Here is an 18894-nt window from a genome sequence, read left to right as displayed (position 1 = left end):
CTCCCCCGTCGATGCCCGACCTCCCGCGCGACGTCCCCCGATCGCCCGACCACCCGCGGCAGGCGCCGCATTGCGCCGATCCCTTCGCTCCCCCCTTCTGCGAACCCACTCCGCCATGACCAAGCCCGACACCAGCCACGCCACCATGACCCCGCGCGAGATCGTGCAGGAGCTCGACCGCCACATCGTCGGCCAGCACGCGGCCAAGCGCGCGGTCGCGATCGCCCTGCGCAACCGCTGGCGCCGCATGCAGTTGGACGACGAGCTGCGCAACGAGGTCATGCCCAAGAACATCCTGATGATCGGCCCGACCGGTGTCGGCAAGACCGAGATCGCACGCCGACTGGCAACGCTGGCCAACGCGCCGTTCGTCAAGGTCGAGGCCACGCGCTTCACCGAGGTCGGCTACGTGGGCAAGGACGTCGAGCAGATCGTCCGCGACCTCGCCGACACCGCAGTCAAGCTGTATCGCGAGCAGGCCAAGGCGCGCGTGCGCACCCAGGCCGAGGACCGCGCGGAAGACCGCATCCTCGACGCACTGCTGCCGCGCCGCCAGACCGGTCCGGTGTTCGGCTTCAACCCCGAGGACATCAAGGACGAGCCGTCCGCGCAGCACAATTCGGCCGAAGCCAACGAGACGCGCAACAAGCTGCGCAGGCAGCTGCGTAGCGGCGCGCTGGACGAACGCGAGATCGAGATCGAAACCGCGGTCAACGTCGGCGTCGACATCATGGCGCCGCCGGGCATGGAAGAAATGGGGCAGCAGCTGCGGCAGATGTTCTCGCAGGTGGCCGGTGCCAAGACCCACAAGAAGACCTTGTCCATCCGCGCCGCACGGTCGCAGCTGGTCGAGGAAGAGGCCGGCAAGCTGGTCAACGAAGAGGACGTCCGCGAAGCGGCGATCGAGGCCTGCGAGCAGCACGGCATCGTGTTCATCGACGAGATCGACAAGGTCGCCAAGCGCGGCGAGAACGTGGGCGGGGGCGATGTGTCGCGCGAAGGCGTGCAGCGCGACCTGCTGCCGCTGGTGGAGGGCTCGACGGTCAGCACCAAGTACGGCTCGGTCAAGACCGACCACATCCTGTTCATCGCGTCGGGCGCGTTCCACCTGGCCAAGCCCAGCGACCTGATCCCCGAACTGCAGGGCCGTTTCCCGATCCGGGTCGAACTGGGCGCGCTCAGCAAGGACGATTTCGTGCGCATCCTGACCGAGCCCAAGGCGGCGCTGATCACCCAGTACATCGAGCTGCTGAAGACCGAGGGCGTCGAACTGGCGTTCGCCGCCGACGCGGTCGACCGCCTCGCCGAGATCGCCGCGCAGGTCAACGATCGACAGGAAAACATCGGCGCGCGCCGCCTGCACACCGTGCTCGAACGGTTGCTCGACACGCTGAGCTTCGAAGCCCCGGACCGCGACGGTGACAGCATCACCATCGACAGGGCCTACGTCGACATGCACCTGGGCGAGTTGGTGCAGGATCCCGACCTGAGCCGCTACATCCTGTGACCGCGCGCGCCGTCGCGACCTGCTACCGGGCCATCGCGAGCGACGGGCGACAGTTGGCCGTGGGGCAGGCGCCGGGACGATGAGCTCGGATATGCAGCGCACCGCATTGGTGCTCGGCGGCAACGGTTTCATCGGCGCCTTCGTTGTCGCCGCGCTGCGCGCGCACGGCTGGCGGGTTCGCCGGCTGGTCCGTCAGCGCGGCGCGATGCACGGGCAGGACGAATGCCACGGTGATCTTGCGGGTATGACCGATCCGGCGGCATGGCGCGAGGCGCTTGCCGGCGTGCACGCGGTGGTCAATGTGGCCGGCATCCTGCGCGAGCGCGGTCGCGACACCTTCGCGGCGATCCATGTCGACGCGCCGCTCGCGTTGGCCCAGGCGTGCGTAGCAACCGGCGTTTCGCGCTACGTGCAGGTGTCGGCGCTTGGCGATCCCGCCGACGCCGCCTTCATCGCGTCCAAGCACCGGTTCGACGACGCGTTGCTGGCATTGCCATTGCACGCGGTGGTGCTGCGTCCCTCACTGGTGTACTCGGCGGCGGGTTCGTTTGGCGGCAGCAGCCTGATGCGGGCGATGGCGGCGCTGCCGTGGGCGTTGCCATTGCCGGGCAACGGCCGATGGCCGCTCGACCCGATCGCGGCCGAAGACATCGGCGAGCTGGTCGCGCAGGCGCTCGTCGGCGACGCGCGCGGCATGTACGAGGTTGGCGGCCCTCAGCGCATGAGCCTGCGTGACTACCAGTGGCACTGGCGGCGCTGGTTCGGCCATCGCGGGCACCGCGAGTGGCACATCCCGGAGCGCGTGGTCGGTCTGCAGGCCAGGCTGGGCCAGTGGCTGGGCGCGGGCCCCGTGGGTCAGACCACCTGGCGCCTGCTGCAACGCGGCTGCGTCACCGGCGACGGTGCGCTGGCGCGTCTTCGCGATGACTTCGGCGTTGTTCCTCGCACGCTGCACGAGGCGCTGGCGCAACGCCCGGCGCAGGTGCAAGACCGCTGGCACGCGCACCTATACGTGCTGGGTCCGTTGTTGCGTGGTGGCGTCGTCGCGTTGTGGCTGCTGTCGGCACTGGTTGGCTGGATCACGCCGCCGGAGACCATCGAGCAGATGGTCGAGGGCAGCGCGCTCGCCGGGTTCGCGCCAGTGGTGATGGCGCGAGCGACGGCCAGCCTCGACCTGGTTCTTGCGCTGTGGCTGTGCACGTCGTGGCGGCCACGCTGGGCGGTGACCCTGATGCTGCTGAGCGTCCTGGGCTACACGCTGGGGTTCGGGCTCGGCCTGTCGGCGCAATGGCTGGACCCGTTGGGTGGCCTGGCCAAGAACCTGGCGTTGCTGCCGGCATTGGCGGTGTTGTGGGTGCTGGTCGAACGCCGCGGCTGAACCGGTCACAATTGCGGCCGGGAAGCGGGGGGTGGCATGGCGTACCTGTGGGTGAAATGGCTGCACATCCTGTCGTCGACCCTGCTGTTCGGCACCGGGCTGGGTATCGCGTTCTACATGTTCGTCGCCCATCTGCGGGGCGACGCGCGCGACATTGCCGCCACCGCGCGCACGCTGGTGCTTGCTGATGCCTGTTTCACCGCGCCGGCGGTGGTCGTGCAACTGCTCAGCGGGTTGTGGCTGGTGCAGGCGTCGGGCATTCCGTATTCGGTGTTCTGGGTGCGGTGGGCGCTGCTGCTGTTCTTCGTGGTCGGCGCGTGCTGGTTGCCGGTGCTGTGGCTGCAGGTGCGCGCGCGCAGGCTGGCGCAGGCTGCCGCCGATGCCTGCGCGCCGTTGCCGCCGGCGTACCACCGCACGATGCGCTGGTGGATCGCGCTGGGTTGGCCGGGCTTCTTTGGCGTGCTGGCGATCTTCTGGCTGATGGTGATGAAGCCCGCATGAGCCTGATGTTCTTCGTCGTCCACGTCCTCGGGGCGGTACCTGTTGGGTCGGCGTCCGATGCCCGGTTCGTGGGTGACGATCGTGGTCAAACCACCATCGAGGCCGTGCTGCGCGAGCACGGGTCGATGCTCGCGCGAATCGCGGGAAGCTACGAGCGCGATACCGCGCGCCGCGACGACCTGCTTCAGGAGATCAGCCTGGCGCTGTGGAAGGCGCTACCGACGTGGCGCGGCGAAGCCTCGCTGCGCACGTTCGTGGCGCGTGTGGCGCACAACCGCGCGATCGATTTCCTGGCCCGGCAGCGACCGGTGGGGGATGAGCTCGACGAAGAGCACGCCGACCCGGTCGCCGACCCCTTGCGCCATGTCGAGGCGGAACAACGCAGGCAGGGGCTACTTGATGCGGTGCGGCAGTTGCCGCTCGGCCACCGCCAGGCGGTTGTGCTTGCCCTGGAAGGGTTCTCGCAACGCGAAATCGGCGAGGCCCTCGGGCTGGAGGAGAACACCATCGCGCAACGACTGAGCCGCGCCCGGCGGCAACTGCGGGAACAGATGGGAGCGCCGGCATGAGCCCGTTCGACAACGACCACCGCGATCCGCCGCGCGATGCCGCGGACGACCACCACGATGCCGCCGCCGATTGGGCGGCGTTGGGCGAGGACTGGCGCGAGCAGCAGGTCGCGGGCGTCGATCTGGACGCGTTGCGCGACGAGGTCTCGCGCAGCCGTCGCCGGCTGCGCCGCGCGATGCTGATGGAGCTGGGCTGGACCGTGATCGCGATCGCGCTGTGCGCATGGAGCTTCCTGCACCCGACGAAGGCCGCCATCCCGACGCCGTTGTCGGCGGGCCTGATCGTGTTCGTGGTGGCGTTCCAGGGTTGGTCGTTATGGATCCGCTGCCGTCAGGTGAGCGACAGCGGGCTCACCGCATCGGCACAGGTCGAACTCGAGATCGCGCGTGCCGACACCTGGACGCGTTACCGGCGCGTCAGCGCGTGGCTGTCGACGGTGATGCTGCTGGGCGTGGTCGCGATGGCGTGGTGGGACCTGGCGACGCCGGAAGCGGACGCCCGCCAGCAGATGGTCGAACTGCACCGGCACGCCGGCGCGCTGACCAGCGCCGTGATCATGGTGGTCGGTTACGCTGGCTGGGCGTGCTGGCGTGCGTACCGTAATCGCGCCCGGCTGCAGCGCCTGCATCGCCTGCGGGCCGAGCTGGCCGACGAGTGACCCGCACGCGACGGGCGCGCGCGTACCGGCGCGCCTGCGTGGGCACTCAGTCCTCGCCGATGTCCTCGTTCCAGATCTCCGGGTTGGCGGCGATCCAGCCGCCGAGCATCTCGATGCACTCGCCGTCGGCGAGGTCGATCACGTTGACCCCGCTCTCGCGCAGCCAATCCAGACCGCCGCCGAAGTTCACCGACTCACCCACCACCACCGTGCCGATGTTGAACTGGCGCACCAGCCCGCTGCAGTACCAGCACGGCGCGAGCGTGGTGACCATGATGGTGTCGCGATAGCGGCGTTGGCGGCCGGCCTTGCGAAACGCATCGGTTTCGCCGTGCACGGACGGGTCGCCTTCCTGCACCCGGCGGTTGTGGCCGCAACCGAGCATCCGCCCGTCCTGGTGGTACAGCGCCGCGCCGATCGGGATGCCGCCTTCGGCCAGCCCCTGGCGGGCTTCGGCGACGGCGATGGCGAGCAGGGCGCGGTAGTCGGGAGTGCTGATCATGCGGGGTCCTTGTCCGGGGAGGGCGACGCGTGCGCGGGGACCGCAGGCGCATCGCCGCGGCGCAACATGTCGATGTGGGGGATGCCGTCTTCGTCGTACGGCGCCGACGATGGCAGGAAGCCGAACTTGCCGTAATAGCGCTGCAGGTGCGCCTGTGCGCCGATCTGGATGTCGGCACCGGGCCACTCGCGTTCGATCACCGCCAGCGCCTCGCACAGCATCGCGTCGCCGAGCCTCTTTCCGCGCCAGGCCGGCGCGGTCAGGACGCGTCCGAAGCTGGCCTGCGGATAGCTCAGGCCGGCCGGCAGGATGCGCAGGTAGGCGGCGACGTCGCCGTCGTCGGCGATGCCGAACAGGTGGATCGCGTCGGGGTGGCGGTCCTTGCCGTCCGGATCGAGGTAGGCGCATTGCTGCTCGACCACGAACACCTCCGATCGCAGCTTCAGCAGTGCGTAGAGGGTGTCCAGGTCGAGTTCGCGGAAACGCCGCGCCTGCCAGCGCAGTTGGGTGGGGGTGGCATCGCTCATGGCGCAAGCATGCCAGTTGCGTCGCCGGGCGAGGCGTACCGGCACAGCCGGGAGGGGCGGTCGCACCGCTCCCGGTTGGCAGCACCTTGGCAACGTGCGCGTCGCAGCGCGGCGTCAGGCCGTCAACGCCGCGTGGATCTGCGCGGCCACCCAGGGATCGTCCAGATAGCCGGCGATGCCGTGGCGGTTGCGCGTCCGGTTGCGGATGTCGGTCCGGTTCTCGATGACGAAACCCGGCGGATTGATCGCAAAGTGCCTGGTGTCGAGCGGGTACAGCGCCACCACGTCGCGGTTGTCCATGGCATTGATCCAGCGCGGCACGCAGGTGGGCTGCGCGATGGGCTTGAGCGTGTTGCGGATCTCGGTGACCGCCAGCGGCGATCCCAGGGTGACGAACAGGGGAATATTCCAACCGCGCGCCTGGCCCAGCTGCCGCAGCAGGTTGTAGGCCACCACCGTTCCCAGCGAATGCGACACCACCACCGTCTCCACGCCTGGCTTGATCGCGGCGGCGACACCGTTGTCGATGGTCCCGCGGATCGCGGTGTTCTTGAGGTACTGGTACACGTCGTGGGTGAACAGCGCGATGCTGGATCCGCTGCCGTGCGGGACGTGTCGATCGACGGCCTTGAGGAAGGTCTGCAGCCATTCCCAGTTGAGCGGTCCGCGCTGCACGACTTCCTCGCCGCCAATTGCAATGAGTTGCGCATCGGTGATGCCGACCTTCTCCTGGATCTGCGCGATCACCGCGCGGACGAACCGCTTCTCGTCGTCGTCGGTTTCGGTGCCGCGCACGATGATCTGCGCGGCCTGGTCGGCCGAGGTGCCGCCGGCCAGGTCGAAGAGCGTGTCGCCGTAATACGGAAAGCGCACATCGTGTTCGGCGATCGGCAGGGTGAGCCCGCTCTTGGCCAACCCCTCCTCCCAGGCCTCGATCCACTCTGCCTTGAGCGCCACCGAATCCTTGTTTTCCTGTGCACGACCGTGCACGAACACGAGCTGTCTCATCACCTGACCTCCCTGGTCTGCATTGCGCTGGCGAGCAGGTCCAGCCCCTTGTCGTCGTACAGCGACCAGAGCGACTCGCGGACCGTGCGCTCGATTCCCTCGAGCCGGGGATGGAGCTTCACGCGGTTGGCGCGCAGCAGTGCCCAGCCCTGCGACAACAGCGGCGTGAACGGAACGATCCTGTCGTCGGGCGCGACGGCCCGGTCGATCAGCTGGCGCGACAGCAGGACCAGATCGAAGAACGTCGCGCCGAGGTCGCCCTGCAGCCATTGCGACATGTGGCCAATGCGATCGACGGCCTGCAGGTTGTGATACGCGTAGGCCGCGTAGATGGCCAGCGTGGGATCCAGGCTCTTCATGTACTGCATCTGCTGCGCGGTCTTTTCGGCGTCGTTTCCGTCGATCCGGAATCGCCCGAACTGCGACGCCGACGCCGCCACGGCGCGTAGCGCGCGCAATTCCTGCAGGCGCTGGCTGTAGTCGCTCCAGCGCGCGCTGTTGGTCGATGGCTCGTAGGTGACGTCGACCAGCTCGCCATCGTCGACGGTAAGCGCGGCGATGAAACCGGGCAGCACCGGCACGACCGTGCCGTACCCGCCTTCGAAGCGCAGCAGCACGCTCGCCGCCGGTCCGTCGATGCCACTGATGCGCAGGATGTCGTTGCTGTCGCTGAACCGATCGATGCTCGCGCGTGGCGCGACGACTTCGGCGATGCGCGCGCCGCGCAACTTGATGCCGCACTGCGATTCGAAATGGTCCGGACCGAACGGCGCGGCGATGGTTTCCACCGAACGCGCCAGCTGTCCGGCCCCGGTCTGCGGCGCACTCGACGCTGTCTGCAGCTGGCGTCCCAGGTCACCGTGATCGCCGGCGATGGCCGAACGGTACAGCGAGCGCGAAAACCCGCGCAGGCTGACGGGGGGGGCGGCGGGTGCCGCGGGCGCCGTCGGGGGGACATCGTCCGGAGTCGTGGGGTCGTTCACGTTGGCGTCGCCGTCGACCGGTTCGGCGCCGGCCGAGGTCGGCTGGTCATCGCGCGGCCGGCCGCCACCGCCCATGCGCGGTGGCGGCACCGCCTGCTCGAGGCGGGCGAGCCACAGGCCGTCGGAGGTGATGATCGCGTCGGGATTCTGGTTGACCTTGGCGGCCAGGCCGCGTGCCAGCACCAGTTGCGGGATGGCCTGCTCCAGGTGCGCCTCCAGGGCGCGGGGGCGAACGAATCGCGCGGATTCGCCGGGCGTCGTCGAGGCGTCCAGCAGGTTCGGCCGGTCGCCGCTCAGCGCCGCGATCAACTCCTGCGTGTACAGCGCGGTGAAGTTGTCGGCGGCCGCTTGCGGGTCCTTGATTTCCGCCGCCGTCTTTCCCAGCAGGCAGGCGAAGAACTGGTCGACGGGCTTGGCGCGATCTCCACCACCGTTGTTCGGGAACACGTCCTGGCCGCGCACGTTCTGCGCCTGGATGCCCTCGGGCGCTACGCGGCACGCATCGGAGAAGATCGCGACGTGGCCGATCCCGCAGTAGCGCGCCAACTCCACGCTGCCGCTGACGTTGACGGCCGCGTTGGGATTGCGCGGCGCGTCCGACAGCAGCCAGTGCTCGCTGCGATTGATGTTGACGCCGTGCCCGGCGAAGTAGAGGAGCAACTGGTCAGCGCCGGCACCGTCGACGATGCTGGCGATCGCGTCGAAGATCTGGTCCGGGGTGACCTTGCCGCCATCCGCATCGCTGATCAGGATGGCCTGGTCTTCGGCGATCAGACCCTTGCCGATGGCCCATTGCTGCATGCGCTTCGCGCCGGCAGCGGCGTCCTTGAGCTCGCGCAAGGTGCCGGTGCGGTCGACGCCGATGAAAATGCCTGCACGAACCATGCTGCTTGCTCCTTGCCGTCGTCCGGACTGCAGGGGGCCATCGGCGGACATCGCCCGGTTGCGGTGGATCGATCGACGCGCGCGACCCGGGCGAAGGGCGCTTCCATTGGCCCAGCTGTGGCCATCATATGCCGGGCACAGCCCGCCGCACGCGCAGGGCAGGGCACGCGGAGACCGGGTCGAACCGTGCGGTCGGAGTGCGTGCGTTGTGCCGGCTCATGGCGACACGACCGCCCGGTGGCGACCGGCTAAGATTTCGCGGGCCGGCATCGGTATCGGCATCAGGAAATCTGCGATGGAAACGTGGTGGGGATGGGCACTGGCGCTGGCGGTGTCCCTGGCGGCAAGTGCGAGCGCGTCGGCAACCGGGCGCGAGGTGTTTCGCGGTCGCCTCGACGGCGCGGGCGAGGTGGTGATGGAGCTGCAGGTCACCGCGCCCGGGCGATACCGTGGTCGCTACTTCTACCCGGCCCACGGCGTCGACATCCCGCTGGCCGGCAGCCTTGACGCCTTGGCCGAACCGCGACTGCTGGCCGCGCGCGATGACGCGCCACCGCAGTGGGCATCGCAGTCCGACGATGCCGATATCCGCATCGACAATCCGGCGGCGACCTGGAACGGCCGCATCGTCGATGGCCACTACCGTGGCCAGTGGCGCGACATGGACAGCGGCCGGCGGCGCGCATTCGACCTGCGCCGCGTTGCCCGCTACGACCCGCAGGCGCTCGCGCCCGATGCGAGCGAGGCGGTGACGCTGGCCATCGTGCAGGGGGCCAGCAGCGGCGTGTCGTCACAGGCCGATATCGCGATGGCCAGCGCGCCGTATGAGTTCCTGAAATTCGATGGCCGGCCGATGCGCGCCGATGACGAGGTCGTGCTCGGTCCGGTGGGTTTCCGGATGGTGGTCGATCCGCGCACGAAGTTCGCCTACCCGCGGCTGACCCGGCACCCGGATCCGCGGATCCTCGCCAGCACCAACCGCTTGCTCGAACAACGCCATTGGCACATGAGCCTGGAGGCGCTGGCCTGCCGTTCGACGGCCTACACGTTCGACGGTTCGGCTGCGGGATCGCTGGGCGATTTCGATTCGGAATCGATCACCGTGGCGTTCCTGTCGACCGCGCTGCTGAGCGTGATCGAATCCGGCAGCACCTACTGCGGCGGTGCGCATCCCAACAACCACTACGAGCCGTACACGCTCGACCTGGTGCGCGGCGGCTACCTCGACTTCAACCGCATCCTGGATGCCTACGTCGAAGGCGAGCACGGCTACCCCACCGAAAGCGCGCCACTGGTGGCGTTCATCGAGGGGGCCCGGAACCACTCCGCCTACCGCGATCCCCCGTTGGGCAACCGGGGCGTCGCCCAGGACGATGGCGACGACCTTGACTGCACGACGGTGTGGCCGCAGTACCTGGCCTTGCATTTCGCGGCGCCCGACCGGCTGGTGTTCGCCGTTTCCGGCGTCGGCCACGCCATGGGGGTCTGCCTTGGACCGCACATGGCCGTGCCGTTTGCCGACCTGCGACCGCTGCTGCGCGCCGGTGCCGCAAGTTACCTCGTGCCTGCCGCCGGCCCACCGGTGCCGGTGCCGGTGCGATAATCGCCGCCATGACCCAGCACACCCCCAACGACGACGGCGCGGCCGACGGCAAGTCTGGCACCACCCACTTCGGCTTCCGCGACGTCCCCACCGGCGACAAGCAGAAGCTCGTGGCCGAGGTGTTCTCCTCGGTGGCCAGCAAGTACGACCTGATGAACGACCTCATGAGCATGGGCGTCCATCGCGTCTGGAAGCGCTACTTCGTGGCCACCGCGCAGGTCCGCCGCGGCGACCGCGTGCTGGACCTTGCCGGCGGCACCGGCGACATCGCCCTGCTGTTGCGCGATCGCGTGGGCGAAACCGGCAGCATCGTGCTGGGCGACATCAACGGCGCGATGCTGCGCGTCGGGCGCGACCGCATGACCGACATGGGCAAGGTCGCCGGCTTCGAGTACGTGCAGATGAATGCCGAGAAGCTGCCGTTCCCCGATGCCAGCTTCGACCTGGTCACCATCGCGTTCGGCCTGCGCAATGTCACCGACAAGGACGCCGCGCTGCGCGAGATGCAGCGCGTGCTGAAGGTGGGCGGACAGGCGCGCGTGCTGGAGTTCTCGGAAGTGAAGGCCGACTGGTTCAAGCCGATCTACGATTTCCATTCGTTCAAGGTCCTGCCCCGGTTGGGCAAGCTGTTCGCCGGCGACTCCGACAGTTACCAGTACCTGGCCGAGAGCATCCGCAAGCACCCGACTCAGGAACCCTTGAAGGCGATGATGGCCGACGCCGGCTTCGCGCGCTGCGATTACCGCAACCTGTCGGGTGGCATCGTGGCCATCCACACCGGCTACAAGGCCTGATGGCGGGGCACGAGTGACGGGCCGCAGGCGAGGGTGCTGCGGCAGCGCGTTCGTCACTCCTCCCCACGCGCTGCTGGCGTGAAGGGCGCTAAACTCGGCCGATCATCCGCCGCTGTGGGCCTGCCATGCGTTTTCCGTTCTCGCGTCCTTCGATCCTGACCCTGTGCCTGGCCACCGCGCTTGTCGCGGGCTGCTCGAAAGAGGCCACGCCACCGACCGCCACGGGCGATGCCGGCAAACCCGCAGCCACGGAGCCCGCCGCAGTGAAGGCCGTTGCCGAGACCGACGAACACTCCTACGCCGAGCCCGACAAGGTCCGTACCAAGGACCTCGCGCTGTGGCTCAACGTCGACTTCGACAAGAAGGAGCTGTCCGGCAGCGCCACGTTGAGCCTGGACTGGCTCGACCCGAAGGCAAGTCAGCTGGTGCTCGACAGCCGTGACCTGACCATCGAGAAGGTCGTCGGCGAACGCAGCGACGGCATCTGGGAAGACCTCAAGTTCTCGCTCGCCGAAGCCGACCCGTTGCTTGGCAGCAAGCTGGTGGTCGAGGTTCCGCAGCGCAACCCGCGCGTGCGCATCACCTACCGCACGTCGCCGTCCGCGTCGGGCCTGCAGTGGCTGACGCCGGCGATGACCGAGGGCAAGAAGACGCCCTTCATGTTCAGCCAGTCGCAGCAGATCCACGCCCGTTCGTGGGTGCCGCTGCAGGACACCCCGCGGGTGCGCTTCACCTACACCGCGAAGGTGACCTCGCCAAAGGACGCGATGGTGCTGATGAGCGCCGACAACGACCCGAAGGCGGCGCGCGACGGCGACTACGAGTTCAAGATGCCGCAGCCGATCCCCTCGTACCTGCTCGCGATCGCGGCCGGCGACCTGGTGTTCCAGCCGATCAGCGAACGCAGTGGCGTGTGGGCGGAGCCGTCGATGGCCGGCAAGGCCGCCACCGAGTTCTCCGACGCCGAAAAGATGATGCAGGCCACCGAGAAGCTGTACGGCCCGTACCGCTGGGGCCGCTACGACATCCTGGTGCTGCCGCCGTCGTTCCCGTACGGCGGCATGGAGAACCCGCGCCTGACCTTCGCCACCCCGACGGTGATCGTGGGCGACAAGTCGCTGGTGTCGCTGGTCGCCCATGAGCTGGCACACAGCTGGTCGGGCAACCTGGTCACCTTCTCCAGCGCCAAGGACGCGTGGCTCAACGAAGGGTTCACCAGCTACGTCGAGAATCGCATCATCGAGGACCTGTACGGCAAGGAACGCGCCGACATGGAAAACGTGATCGGTCGCAACGAGTTGGCGGCCGAGTACGCGGAGATCCCCGCGGCCATGCAGGTCATGGCGCTCAAGCCGGGCGTGCTGAAGGACCCGGACGATTCCAGCACTGCCACGGTCTACACCAAGGGCGCGTGGCTGCTGCAGTTCCTCGAGCAGAGCTATGGGCGCGAGGTGTTCGATCCGTTCCTGAAGGGCTACTTCGACCACTTCGCGTTCCAGAGCATCCCGACCGCGAAGTTCGTCGACTACCTCAAGGCCAACCTGCTGGACAAGCACCCGGGCAAGGTCACGCTCGCGCAGGTCGAGCAGTGGGTCTACGAGCCGGGCATCCCCGATTTCGCGCCCAAGACCGTGTCGCCGCGCTTCGATGCGGTGGATGCCGCGCGCAAGGCCTGGCTGGACGCGGGCACGTTGCCGGCGGCCACGCTGACCAGCGGCTGGACCACCCAGGAATGGGTGCATTTCGTCGGTGGCTTGCCCGAGCGGCTGGAAACCACGCAGCTGACGGCGTTGGATGCGGCCTACAAGTTCACCGGCACGCCGAACGGCGAAATCGCCCAGCGCTGGTACCCGCTGACCGTGCGCAGTGGCTACACGCCGGCCAACGCCGCGATCGCCGCATTCCTGCAGAAGATCGGCCGTCGCAAGCTCATCATGCCGACCTACGAGGAACTGGTGAAAACCCCGGAAGGCCTGAAGCTGGCCGAGGACACTTTCGCCAAGGCACGCCCGGGCTACCACCCGATCACCACCGGAACGGTCGAGGCGGTCATCGCCAAGGCCAAGGCCGGCGGGACCAAGCCGGCGCCGTGACGATGATCGCGGCCGGCCGGCGTGATGCTCGTGGTGTCCGTGACCTGCTCACGGATGCCGCGGCGCGGCAGCGCCGTCCGCCCGCGACGGCGACAGCCGGATAGCGCGGCCATGGGCGTCGCGTCGTCTCGTGTTCGTCGCCTGACCCGTGCGGCCGCCCTCGTGGCGGCCGCGTTGTTGTTGGCCGGCGTGGTGATCGGCGTGACGGTGTGGCGCGATCCCGACGTGCTGGTGCGCGTGGACTTCCATCGCCAGCGCGTGGCCGTCGGATTGTCACAGGCCAGCATCCAGGTGGGTGACCACCGCTGGACCTACGCCTACAGCAACGACGCACCCGCCGACGCGCCGGTGCTGGTGATGGTGCACGGTTTTACCGGCAGCAAGGAGAACTGGTATCCGCTGGCGCACCGCCTGCATGGGCGCTACCGCGTGCTGATACCTGACCTGCCCGGCTGGGGCGCCAGCGAACGCCGGCCCGGCGCCGACTACGGCTACGCCGCCCAGGCCGCCCGCGTCGCCGACTTCATCGAGGTTGCTGTGCCTGCGGCGGGTGGAAAGGGCGCAAGGACCGAGCGCGTGCTGCTTGGCCATTCGATGGGCGGCGGAATCGCGGCACTGGTGGCCGCGCGGCGCCCCGATCTCGTCGACCGCGTCGGGCTGCTGAATGCCTCCGGCGTGCGTTTCGCCGACAACCGCTTCGGCACGCAGGTGCTGGCCGGGCGCAACCCGTTCGAGGTCACCGACCCGGCCACGTTGCAGCGCTACCTCGACATCCTCTTCCAGGACCCCGCGGCGAAGCCGTGGATCCCGTGGCCCGCCGACGGTGCCTACATCGCGCGGCGACGTGCCGACGTCGCGTTCGAGCAGTCCGTGCTCGATCGCATCGGTCGTGGCAACGAGCGCTTCCTGCCCGGCGACGAGGCCGGCAGGATCCGCCAGCCGGCGCTGCTGCTGTGGTGCCGCCAGGACGCGGTGATCGATGCCAGTGCGATGGGCCTGTACTGGCAGCGCATGCCGCAGGCGCGCCGGGTTCTGCTGGAAGGCTGCGGCCACATGTCGTTGATGGAACGCCCCGACGCGGTCGCCGGGGCCGTGCAAGACCTGATCGAACAAGGAACCTCTCGATGACCCGTTCTCCCACGACGTTGCCGTTGTTGGCCGCGCTGGCTGCCACGTTTGCGATCGCGCTGTCGGCCTGCCAGCCCGCGCCGGATCCACAGGTTGCCGCCGCGGCGCAGAAGGCCCGGCAGGAACAGGCCGCGGCCGAGATGGCCAAGGCATTCGACGCGCAGTACGCGGCCCAGAACTGGGAACTGGCGCGCGCGCACGGCGACGTGCTGATGGCCGAACACCCCGACAGCGACGCCGCCCAGCGCATCCGACCGTTGCACGAGGAAGTTCGCGCCAAGGCCACCGAGGCGGCCGAAACGCGACGCACCACGGCGCTGTGGTCCTACGACCGCAAGCCGGTCAAGGGCGGCGAGCAGCTCTCCGCGGCCATCTACGCCAAGGCCAATGTCGACACCGACGGCCGCGGCGCAAAGCCGGTGCGGCTGATCTTCCGCGACCACCCCGATTGGGGCCGCAGCAGTTATCTGGTGCTGGAAGCGGGCGATTTCGACTGCTACCGCGGCTGCCGCCTGAAGGTGCAGGTCGACGAGCTGCCGGTGAAGACGATGGCCGGCAGTCGTCCGGACACCGACGAGGCGATCGCGATGTTCATCGAGGACGAGCGCGCGTTGTGGCGTATGACCGACGGCGCAAAGACCATCACGGTGACGTTTCCGGTCAAGGCCGGCGGCACCCGCACCGCGGTGTTCGAGGTGGCGGGGTTGAACCGCTCGAAACTGCCGGCGTGGAAGTGATCGCGGCTGGCATTCCGCCGGGGTTACGGATGGGTGTACTGATGGGCGGCGACTCGCCCACGCGGATCCGCGCGTCGTCGCGACCGCGCGCATCGTGCGTCGCGTGCGCGGCCCCGTGACGACGGCCAGTCGGCGCTCGGCAAATCCCGGCAACCCGATACGACGCAGTCGACCACGCGCCTGGCTGCGGTACGCGGCGTGGCTGGCCGCGACCGCGCTGCTGGTCGCCGGTGTGGCGCTGTGGTGGTTCCGTCACTGGCAGCCCGATCGAGCGCGTTATCCGGTGCGCGGCATCGACGTCTCGCACCACCAGGGCGCCATCGACTGGGCGCGCGTGGCCGCCGACGATGTCGCCTTCGCCTACCTCAAGGCCAGCGAGGGCGGCGACCACCGCGATCGCCACTTCATCGACAACTGGCGACAGGCCCGTGCGGCCGGCGTGCGCGTGGGTGCCTACCACTTCTTCACGTTCTGCCGAAGTGGTGCCGAGCAGGCGCGCAACTTCATTGCCGTCGTGCCGCGCGCGGCTGATGCGTTGCCGCCGGCGGTCGATCTGGAGTTCGGCGGAAACTGCGGGCGCGTGCCGGATGACCGCGCGATGCGGCGCGAGCTCGACGCCTACCTGCGCGCCGTGGAAGCGGTGTACGGCCGGCCGGCATTGCTCTACGTCACGCCCGAGTTCCTTGCGCGGTACGGGCGCGCGCTGCCGCCGCGCGCGCTGTGGCGACGCGCGATACTGCGGGGCCCCGACGCATCGGCTCCCTGGTGCCTGTGGCAGTTCCACAACCGCGGTCGGGTCGATGGCATCGACGGCCCCGTCGATCTCAACGTGTTCGAAGGCGACCGCGCGGACTGGTCGCGCGCGCCGTGCCGGCGCTGAGCAGGGGCGGCATCACACGCCGATAGCGGATCGGGCGTAGATTCGCATCGAGGGCCGCGCGGCGATGCGCACCGGCCCGCAGGCGCGATGCGGGACGCGTCGTGTCACGGTCCGATCCACCTGTGGCGGTGCCGCACGGAGGCAGGCCCCGCGCACGCGGGAGGCGAAACATGCTTTCTCCACGCCTGCACAACTTTCTCGACGAACGCCACGCGCCGTACGCCACGCAGTCGCACGACCGCACCGTCACCGCCGAACAGACCGCCGCGGCGATGCACGTCGCGCGCGAACATTTCGCCAAGACCGTGATGATCAAGGTCGACGGAAACCTGGCGATGATGGTGATGCCGGCGACCTATCGCGTCGACCTCACCCGCCTGTCGCGTGCGCTGGGCGGCCCGCTGGTGGAGCTCGCCGGCGAGTCCGAGTTCAAGGACGCGTTCCCCGATTGCGAGCCCGGCGCGATGCCACCGTTCGGCCACCTCTATGGCATGCCGGTGTACGTGGACTCGCGCCTGGCGCACCAGGACGAGATCGCCTTCAACGCCGGCTCGCACACCGATGCGCTGCGCATGCCGTATGCCCAGTTCGAGCAACTCGCCGAGCCCGAGCTGCTGTGGCTGGCGCACGTGATGTGAGCCGGGCGCGGCGGGCCACACCTGCCGCGACGGACGCGCCGCAAACGAAAAGACCCCGCCAGTGGCGGGGTCTCGGGTCGGTGCGTGCACGCGACCGCTTGGGTCAGAGTGCGTAGCCGAACTGCTGGCGGAACTGCTCCGCGAATTCTTCGTAGTCGAAGCGCTGGTTCTGGGTGCCCGGGTGCTCGACCTTGAGCGCGCCCATCAGGTTGCCGATGCGGCCGATGGTGAGCCAGTCGTAGCCCTTCTCGATGCCGAAGATGAGTCCGGCGCGGAACGCATCGCCGCAACCGGTCGGATCGGTCACGCGGCGCTCGTGCGCCGGCGGGATGTCGTGCACCTTGCCGTCGGCGTGGATCATCGCGCCGTGCGGGCCGCGCGTGACGATATAGGCCTTCACCTTGCCGGCGATATCCGATTCGCTCCAGCCGGTGCGTTCCTGCAGCAGGTTGGATTCGTAGTCGTTGACGGTGACGTAGTCGGCCTGCTCGATGAAGGCGCGCAGCTCGGCACCGTTGAACAACGGCATGGCCTGGCCGGGATCGAAGATGAACGGGATGGCGGCCGCGGCGAACTCTTCCGCGTTCTGCAGCATGCCCTCGCGGCCATCGGGGCTGACGATGCCGAACGTTACGCCAGGAACGTCGCGCACGTGGTTCTCGAACGAACGCATCATCGCGCCCGGATGGAACGCGGTGATCTGGTTGTTGTCGTGGTCGGTGGTGATGAACGCCTGCGGCGTGAACAGCTCGTCGATCACCTTGATGCGGTCCAGCGGGATGCCCAGCTCGGCGAACCAGTCGCGGTACGGGCCGAAGTCCTGGCCGACCGTCGCCATCGGGATCGGCTCGCCGCCCAGCAGCTTCAGGTTGTAGGCGATGTTGCCGGCGCAGCCGCCAAACTCGCGGCGCATCCGAGGTACCAGAAAGGAAACATTCAGGATGTGGACCTTGTCCGGGAGGATGTGGTTCTTGAACTGGTCCGGAAACACCATGATGGTGTCGTAGGCCAGCGAGCCGCAGATCAACGCAGACATCAGCTTTCACCCTGTGAATTGGGCGGCCGACCGGCCGCGCGGCGGGTAGGGTAGCGGCTGAACACGCCCGCGGCCAGCGGGGACGCGGTCTTCACGGGATTATTCCTTGCCCGGGGTGGGGGGCGTTGTTAGGCTAGCGAACCCGCTTCGCGCCCACATTTGACGGCCTTTCCCCCGATGTTCAAGAAGTTTCGCGGCATGTTCTCCAACGACCTGTCCATTGACCTGGGCACGGCCAATACGCTGATCTACGTGCGCGGACAGGGGATCGTGCTCAACGAACCTTCGGTCGTGGCGGTGCGCCAGGACCGCCTGGTCGGCGGTACGCGGTCGGTCGCGGCGGTCGGTGCGGAGGCCAAGCAGATGCTCGGCCGAACCCCCGGCAACATCACCACGATCCGGCCGATGAAGGACGGCGTCATCGCCGACTTCACCTACACCGAGGAAATGCTCAAGCATTTCATCCGCAAGGTCCACAAGTCGCGCTTCCTGCGCCCGAGCCCGCGCGTGCTGGTCTGCGTGCCCTGCGGCTCGACCCAGGTGGAGCGCCGCGCGATCAAGGAGTCGGCCATCGAGGCCGGCGCGCGCGAGGTCTACATGATCGAGGAGCCGATGGCGGCGGCGATCGGTGCCGGCATGCCGGTGACCGAGGCGCGCGGCTCGATGGTCGTCGACGTGGGCGGCGGCACCACCGAGGTGGCGGTGATCGCGCTCAACGGCATCGTCTACTCGGCCTCGGTCCGCATCGGCGGCGACCGTTTCGACGAGTCCATCATCGGTTACGTGCGCCGCGCCTACGGCACCCTGATCGGCGAGACCACCGCCGAGCGCATCAAGCTCGAGATCGGTTGCGCCTACCCGCAGACCGAGCCGCGCTCGATCGAAGTGTCCGGTCGCAACCTCGCCGAAGGCGTGCCCAAGCAGATCAGCCTGCACGCCAACGAAGTCCTCGACGCGCTGCGCGAACCGCTGGCGGGCATCGTGACCGCGATCCGCCTGGCCCTCGAGCAGACCCCGCCGGAGCTGTGCGCCGACGTTGCCGAGCGCGGCATCGTGCTGACCGGTGGTGGTGCGCTGCTCAAGGATCTCGACCGTCTGATCAGCGAGGAGACCGGCCTGCACGTGCAGGTCGCCGACGATCCGCTGACCTGCGTCGCGCGTGGTGGTGGTCGTGCGCTCGAGCTGGTGGACATGCACGGCAACGAGTTCTTCGCACCGGAATAAGTGATCGGCCACGTCGTGGCCCGTCATTGGGCCGCGTTCGCGGCCTGTAAGTCGCCCGCAGCGCGGGCTGCATGTGGGCGGTCGTCGCAGGATGCGAGGGCAGGCACGGAGGCCGTTGGTTGTTGCCCCCCGCTTGCAGGTGGCCCGGCCACCGACTCGCCTGCTGACGGGCGGCCTAGCCGCCACCCGCTGCGCTGTGTTCCGCCCGAAGTCCCAGCCCGAGCCTGCCACCTCCGTGCCTT

Annotated in this window: 18 protein-coding genes; 13 read left to right on the top strand and 5 right to left on the bottom strand. The window is 68.6% G+C overall.

From position 1 onward, the window contains the following. Nucleotides 1–115 precede the first annotated feature (115 nt). The 5 genes from hslU to EER27_RS13115 all read left to right on the top strand — a co-directional run bounded on the left by hslU (nucleotide 116) and on the right by EER27_RS13115 (nucleotide 4614). Nucleotides 116–1507 carry an ATP-dependent protease ATPase subunit HslU gene (gene hslU / locus EER27_RS13135; RefSeq protein WP_123088580.1) on the top strand — a complete coding sequence of 464 codons (1392 nt, stop codon included), beginning with the start codon at nucleotides 116–118 and terminating at the stop codon, nucleotides 1505–1507. 79 nt (nucleotides 1508–1586) lie between these two features. Next, nucleotides 1587–2885, top strand: coding sequence for an SDR family oxidoreductase (locus EER27_RS13130; RefSeq protein WP_223807330.1), 1299 nt, complete (start codon nucleotides 1587–1589; stop codon nucleotides 2883–2885). 36 nt (nucleotides 2886–2921) lie between these two features. Further along, nucleotides 2922–3386, top strand: a complete 465-nt coding sequence (locus EER27_RS13125) for a DUF2269 family protein (protein ID WP_123088578.1) — start codon at nucleotides 2922–2924, stop codon at nucleotides 3384–3386. After that, nucleotides 3383–3955: an RNA polymerase sigma factor gene (locus EER27_RS13120; protein WP_223807329.1), complete on the top strand. Its 573-nt coding sequence runs from the start codon at nucleotides 3383–3385 to the stop codon at nucleotides 3953–3955. Before EER27_RS13125 ends, EER27_RS13120 begins: the two co-directional genes overlap by 4 nt. Next, on the top strand, nucleotides 3952–4614 hold the full coding sequence (locus tag EER27_RS13115) for a hypothetical protein (protein WP_123088577.1): 663 nt from the start codon (nucleotides 3952–3954) through the stop codon (nucleotides 4612–4614). The genes EER27_RS13120 and EER27_RS13115 overlap by 4 nt, the downstream gene beginning before the upstream one ends. 46 nt (nucleotides 4615–4660) lie before the next feature. Here the strand turns inward: EER27_RS13115 and EER27_RS13110 are convergent, their stop codons facing one another. From EER27_RS13110 to EER27_RS13095, 4 genes are all read right to left on the bottom strand, one after another. Continuing rightward, complete coding sequence (locus EER27_RS13110) at nucleotides 4661–5116, bottom strand: nucleoside deaminase (RefSeq protein WP_123088576.1); 456 nt, start codon at nucleotides 5114–5116, stop codon at nucleotides 4661–4663. Further along, on the bottom strand, nucleotides 5113–5643 hold the full coding sequence (locus EER27_RS13105; protein WP_123088575.1) for a GNAT family N-acetyltransferase: 531 nt from the start codon (nucleotides 5641–5643) through the stop codon (nucleotides 5113–5115). Before EER27_RS13105 ends, EER27_RS13110 begins: the two co-directional genes overlap by 4 nt. 114 nt (nucleotides 5644–5757) lie before the next feature. Next, complete coding sequence (locus EER27_RS13100) at nucleotides 5758–6651, bottom strand: alpha/beta hydrolase (protein ID WP_123088574.1); 894 nt, start codon at nucleotides 6649–6651, stop codon at nucleotides 5758–5760. After that, nucleotides 6651–8519 carry a caspase family protein gene (locus tag EER27_RS13095; RefSeq protein ID WP_123088573.1) on the bottom strand — a complete coding sequence of 623 codons (1869 nt, stop codon included), beginning with the start codon at nucleotides 8517–8519 and terminating at the stop codon, nucleotides 6651–6653. The genes EER27_RS13100 and EER27_RS13095 overlap by 1 nt, the downstream gene beginning before the upstream one ends. 295 nt (nucleotides 8520–8814) lie before the next feature. On the opposite strand from EER27_RS13095, the gene EER27_RS13090 reads away from it, so the two are divergent. The 7 genes from EER27_RS13090 to EER27_RS13060 all read left to right on the top strand — a co-directional run bounded on the left by EER27_RS13090 (nucleotide 8815) and on the right by EER27_RS13060 (nucleotide 16392). After that, nucleotides 8815–10122 (top strand): hypothetical protein, encoded by a 1308-nt coding sequence (locus EER27_RS13090; protein ID WP_123088572.1) that lies wholly within the window; start codon nucleotides 8815–8817, stop codon nucleotides 10120–10122. An 8-nt stretch (nucleotides 10123–10130) separates the two neighbouring features. After that, on the top strand, nucleotides 10131–10916 hold the full coding sequence (gene ubiE, locus EER27_RS13085) for a bifunctional demethylmenaquinone methyltransferase/2-methoxy-6-polyprenyl-1,4-benzoquinol methylase UbiE (RefSeq protein WP_123088571.1): 786 nt from the start codon (nucleotides 10131–10133) through the stop codon (nucleotides 10914–10916). Nucleotides 10917–11041: 125 nt separating this feature from the next. Next, entirely contained in the window at nucleotides 11042–13009 is a 1968-nt protein-coding gene (locus tag EER27_RS13080; RefSeq protein ID WP_123088570.1) for a M1 family metallopeptidase, read from the top strand. A gap of 111 nt (nucleotides 13010–13120) precedes the next feature. Further along, nucleotides 13121–14137 carry an alpha/beta fold hydrolase gene (locus EER27_RS13075; RefSeq protein WP_123088659.1) on the top strand — a complete coding sequence of 339 codons (1017 nt, stop codon included), beginning with the start codon at nucleotides 13121–13123 and terminating at the stop codon, nucleotides 14135–14137. After that, nucleotides 14134–14874, top strand: coding sequence for a hypothetical protein (locus tag EER27_RS13070; protein ID WP_190285792.1), 741 nt, complete (start codon nucleotides 14134–14136; stop codon nucleotides 14872–14874). The genes EER27_RS13075 and EER27_RS13070 overlap by 4 nt, the downstream gene beginning before the upstream one ends. A 115-nt stretch (nucleotides 14875–14989) precedes the next feature. Beyond that, nucleotides 14990–15754, top strand: a complete 765-nt coding sequence (locus tag EER27_RS13065; RefSeq protein ID WP_223807328.1) for a glycoside hydrolase family 25 protein — start codon at nucleotides 14990–14992, stop codon at nucleotides 15752–15754. A gap of 170 nt (nucleotides 15755–15924) precedes the next feature. Next, a complete protein-coding gene (locus EER27_RS13060) occupies nucleotides 15925–16392 on the top strand; it encodes an aminoacyl-tRNA deacylase (RefSeq protein ID WP_123088568.1) in 468 nt (155 codons plus the stop codon). Nucleotides 16393–16495: 103 nt separating this feature from the next. Here EER27_RS13060 and EER27_RS13055 read toward each other — a convergent pair whose 3' ends face one another. After that, the gene (locus tag EER27_RS13055) at nucleotides 16496–17428 is read right to left on the bottom strand and encodes a carbohydrate kinase family protein (RefSeq protein ID WP_123088567.1); all 933 of its coding nucleotides are present in this window, start codon (nucleotides 17426–17428) and stop codon (nucleotides 16496–16498) included. 177 nt (nucleotides 17429–17605) lie between these two features. On the opposite strand from EER27_RS13055, the gene EER27_RS13050 reads away from it, so the two are divergent. Beyond that, the gene (locus EER27_RS13050) at nucleotides 17606–18652 is read left to right on the top strand and encodes a rod shape-determining protein (protein WP_123088566.1); all 1047 of its coding nucleotides are present in this window, start codon (nucleotides 17606–17608) and stop codon (nucleotides 18650–18652) included. The last annotated feature ends 242 nt before the right edge of the window (nucleotides 18653–18894 follow it).

The sequence above is a fragment of the Montanilutibacter psychrotolerans genome, from assembly GCF_003719825.1.
In the GTDB taxonomy this organism is placed as follows: domain Bacteria; phylum Pseudomonadota; class Gammaproteobacteria; order Xanthomonadales; family Xanthomonadaceae; genus Montanilutibacter; species Montanilutibacter psychrotolerans.
The sequence above is the reverse complement of the archived record's forward strand: the minus strand, read 5'-3'. Positions and strand labels throughout refer to the sequence as shown.

Bases quoted from the DNA above. Each gene is read 5' to 3' on its own strand.
- hslU (WP_123088580.1), top strand. From the start codon at position 116: ATGACCAAGCCCGACACCAGCCACGCCACCATGACCCCGCGCGAGATC.
- EER27_RS13130 (WP_223807330.1), top strand. From the start codon at position 1,587: ATGAGCTCGGATATGCAGCGCACCGCATTGGTGCTCGGCGGCAACGGT.
- EER27_RS13125 (WP_123088578.1), top strand. From the start codon at position 2,922: ATGGCGTACCTGTGGGTGAAATGGCTGCACATCCTGTCGTCGACCCTG.
- EER27_RS13120 (WP_223807329.1), top strand. From the start codon at position 3,383: ATGAGCCTGATGTTCTTCGTCGTCCACGTCCTCGGGGCGGTACCTGTT.
- EER27_RS13115 (WP_123088577.1), top strand. From the start codon at position 3,952: ATGAGCCCGTTCGACAACGACCACCGCGATCCGCCGCGCGATGCCGCG.
- EER27_RS13110 (WP_123088576.1), bottom strand. From the start codon at position 5,116: ATGATCAGCACTCCCGACTACCGCGCCCTGCTCGCCATCGCCGTCGCC.
- EER27_RS13105 (WP_123088575.1), bottom strand. From the start codon at position 5,643: ATGAGCGATGCCACCCCCACCCAACTGCGCTGGCAGGCGCGGCGTTTC.
- EER27_RS13100 (WP_123088574.1), bottom strand. From the start codon at position 6,651: ATGAGACAGCTCGTGTTCGTGCACGGTCGTGCACAGGAAAACAAGGAT.
- EER27_RS13095 (WP_123088573.1), bottom strand. From the start codon at position 8,519: ATGGTTCGTGCAGGCATTTTCATCGGCGTCGACCGCACCGGCACCTTG.
- EER27_RS13090 (WP_123088572.1), top strand. From the start codon at position 8,815: ATGGAAACGTGGTGGGGATGGGCACTGGCGCTGGCGGTGTCCCTGGCG.
- ubiE (WP_123088571.1), top strand. From the start codon at position 10,131: ATGACCCAGCACACCCCCAACGACGACGGCGCGGCCGACGGCAAGTCT.
- EER27_RS13080 (WP_123088570.1), top strand. From the start codon at position 11,042: ATGCGTTTTCCGTTCTCGCGTCCTTCGATCCTGACCCTGTGCCTGGCC.
- EER27_RS13075 (WP_123088659.1), top strand. From the start codon at position 13,121: ATGGGCGTCGCGTCGTCTCGTGTTCGTCGCCTGACCCGTGCGGCCGCC.
- EER27_RS13070 (WP_190285792.1), top strand. From the start codon at position 14,134: ATGACCCGTTCTCCCACGACGTTGCCGTTGTTGGCCGCGCTGGCTGCC.
- EER27_RS13060 (WP_123088568.1), top strand. From the start codon at position 15,925: ATGCTTTCTCCACGCCTGCACAACTTTCTCGACGAACGCCACGCGCCG.
- EER27_RS13055 (WP_123088567.1), bottom strand. From the start codon at position 17,428: ATGTCTGCGTTGATCTGCGGCTCGCTGGCCTACGACACCATCATGGTG.
- EER27_RS13050 (WP_123088566.1), top strand. From the start codon at position 17,606: ATGTTCAAGAAGTTTCGCGGCATGTTCTCCAACGACCTGTCCATTGAC.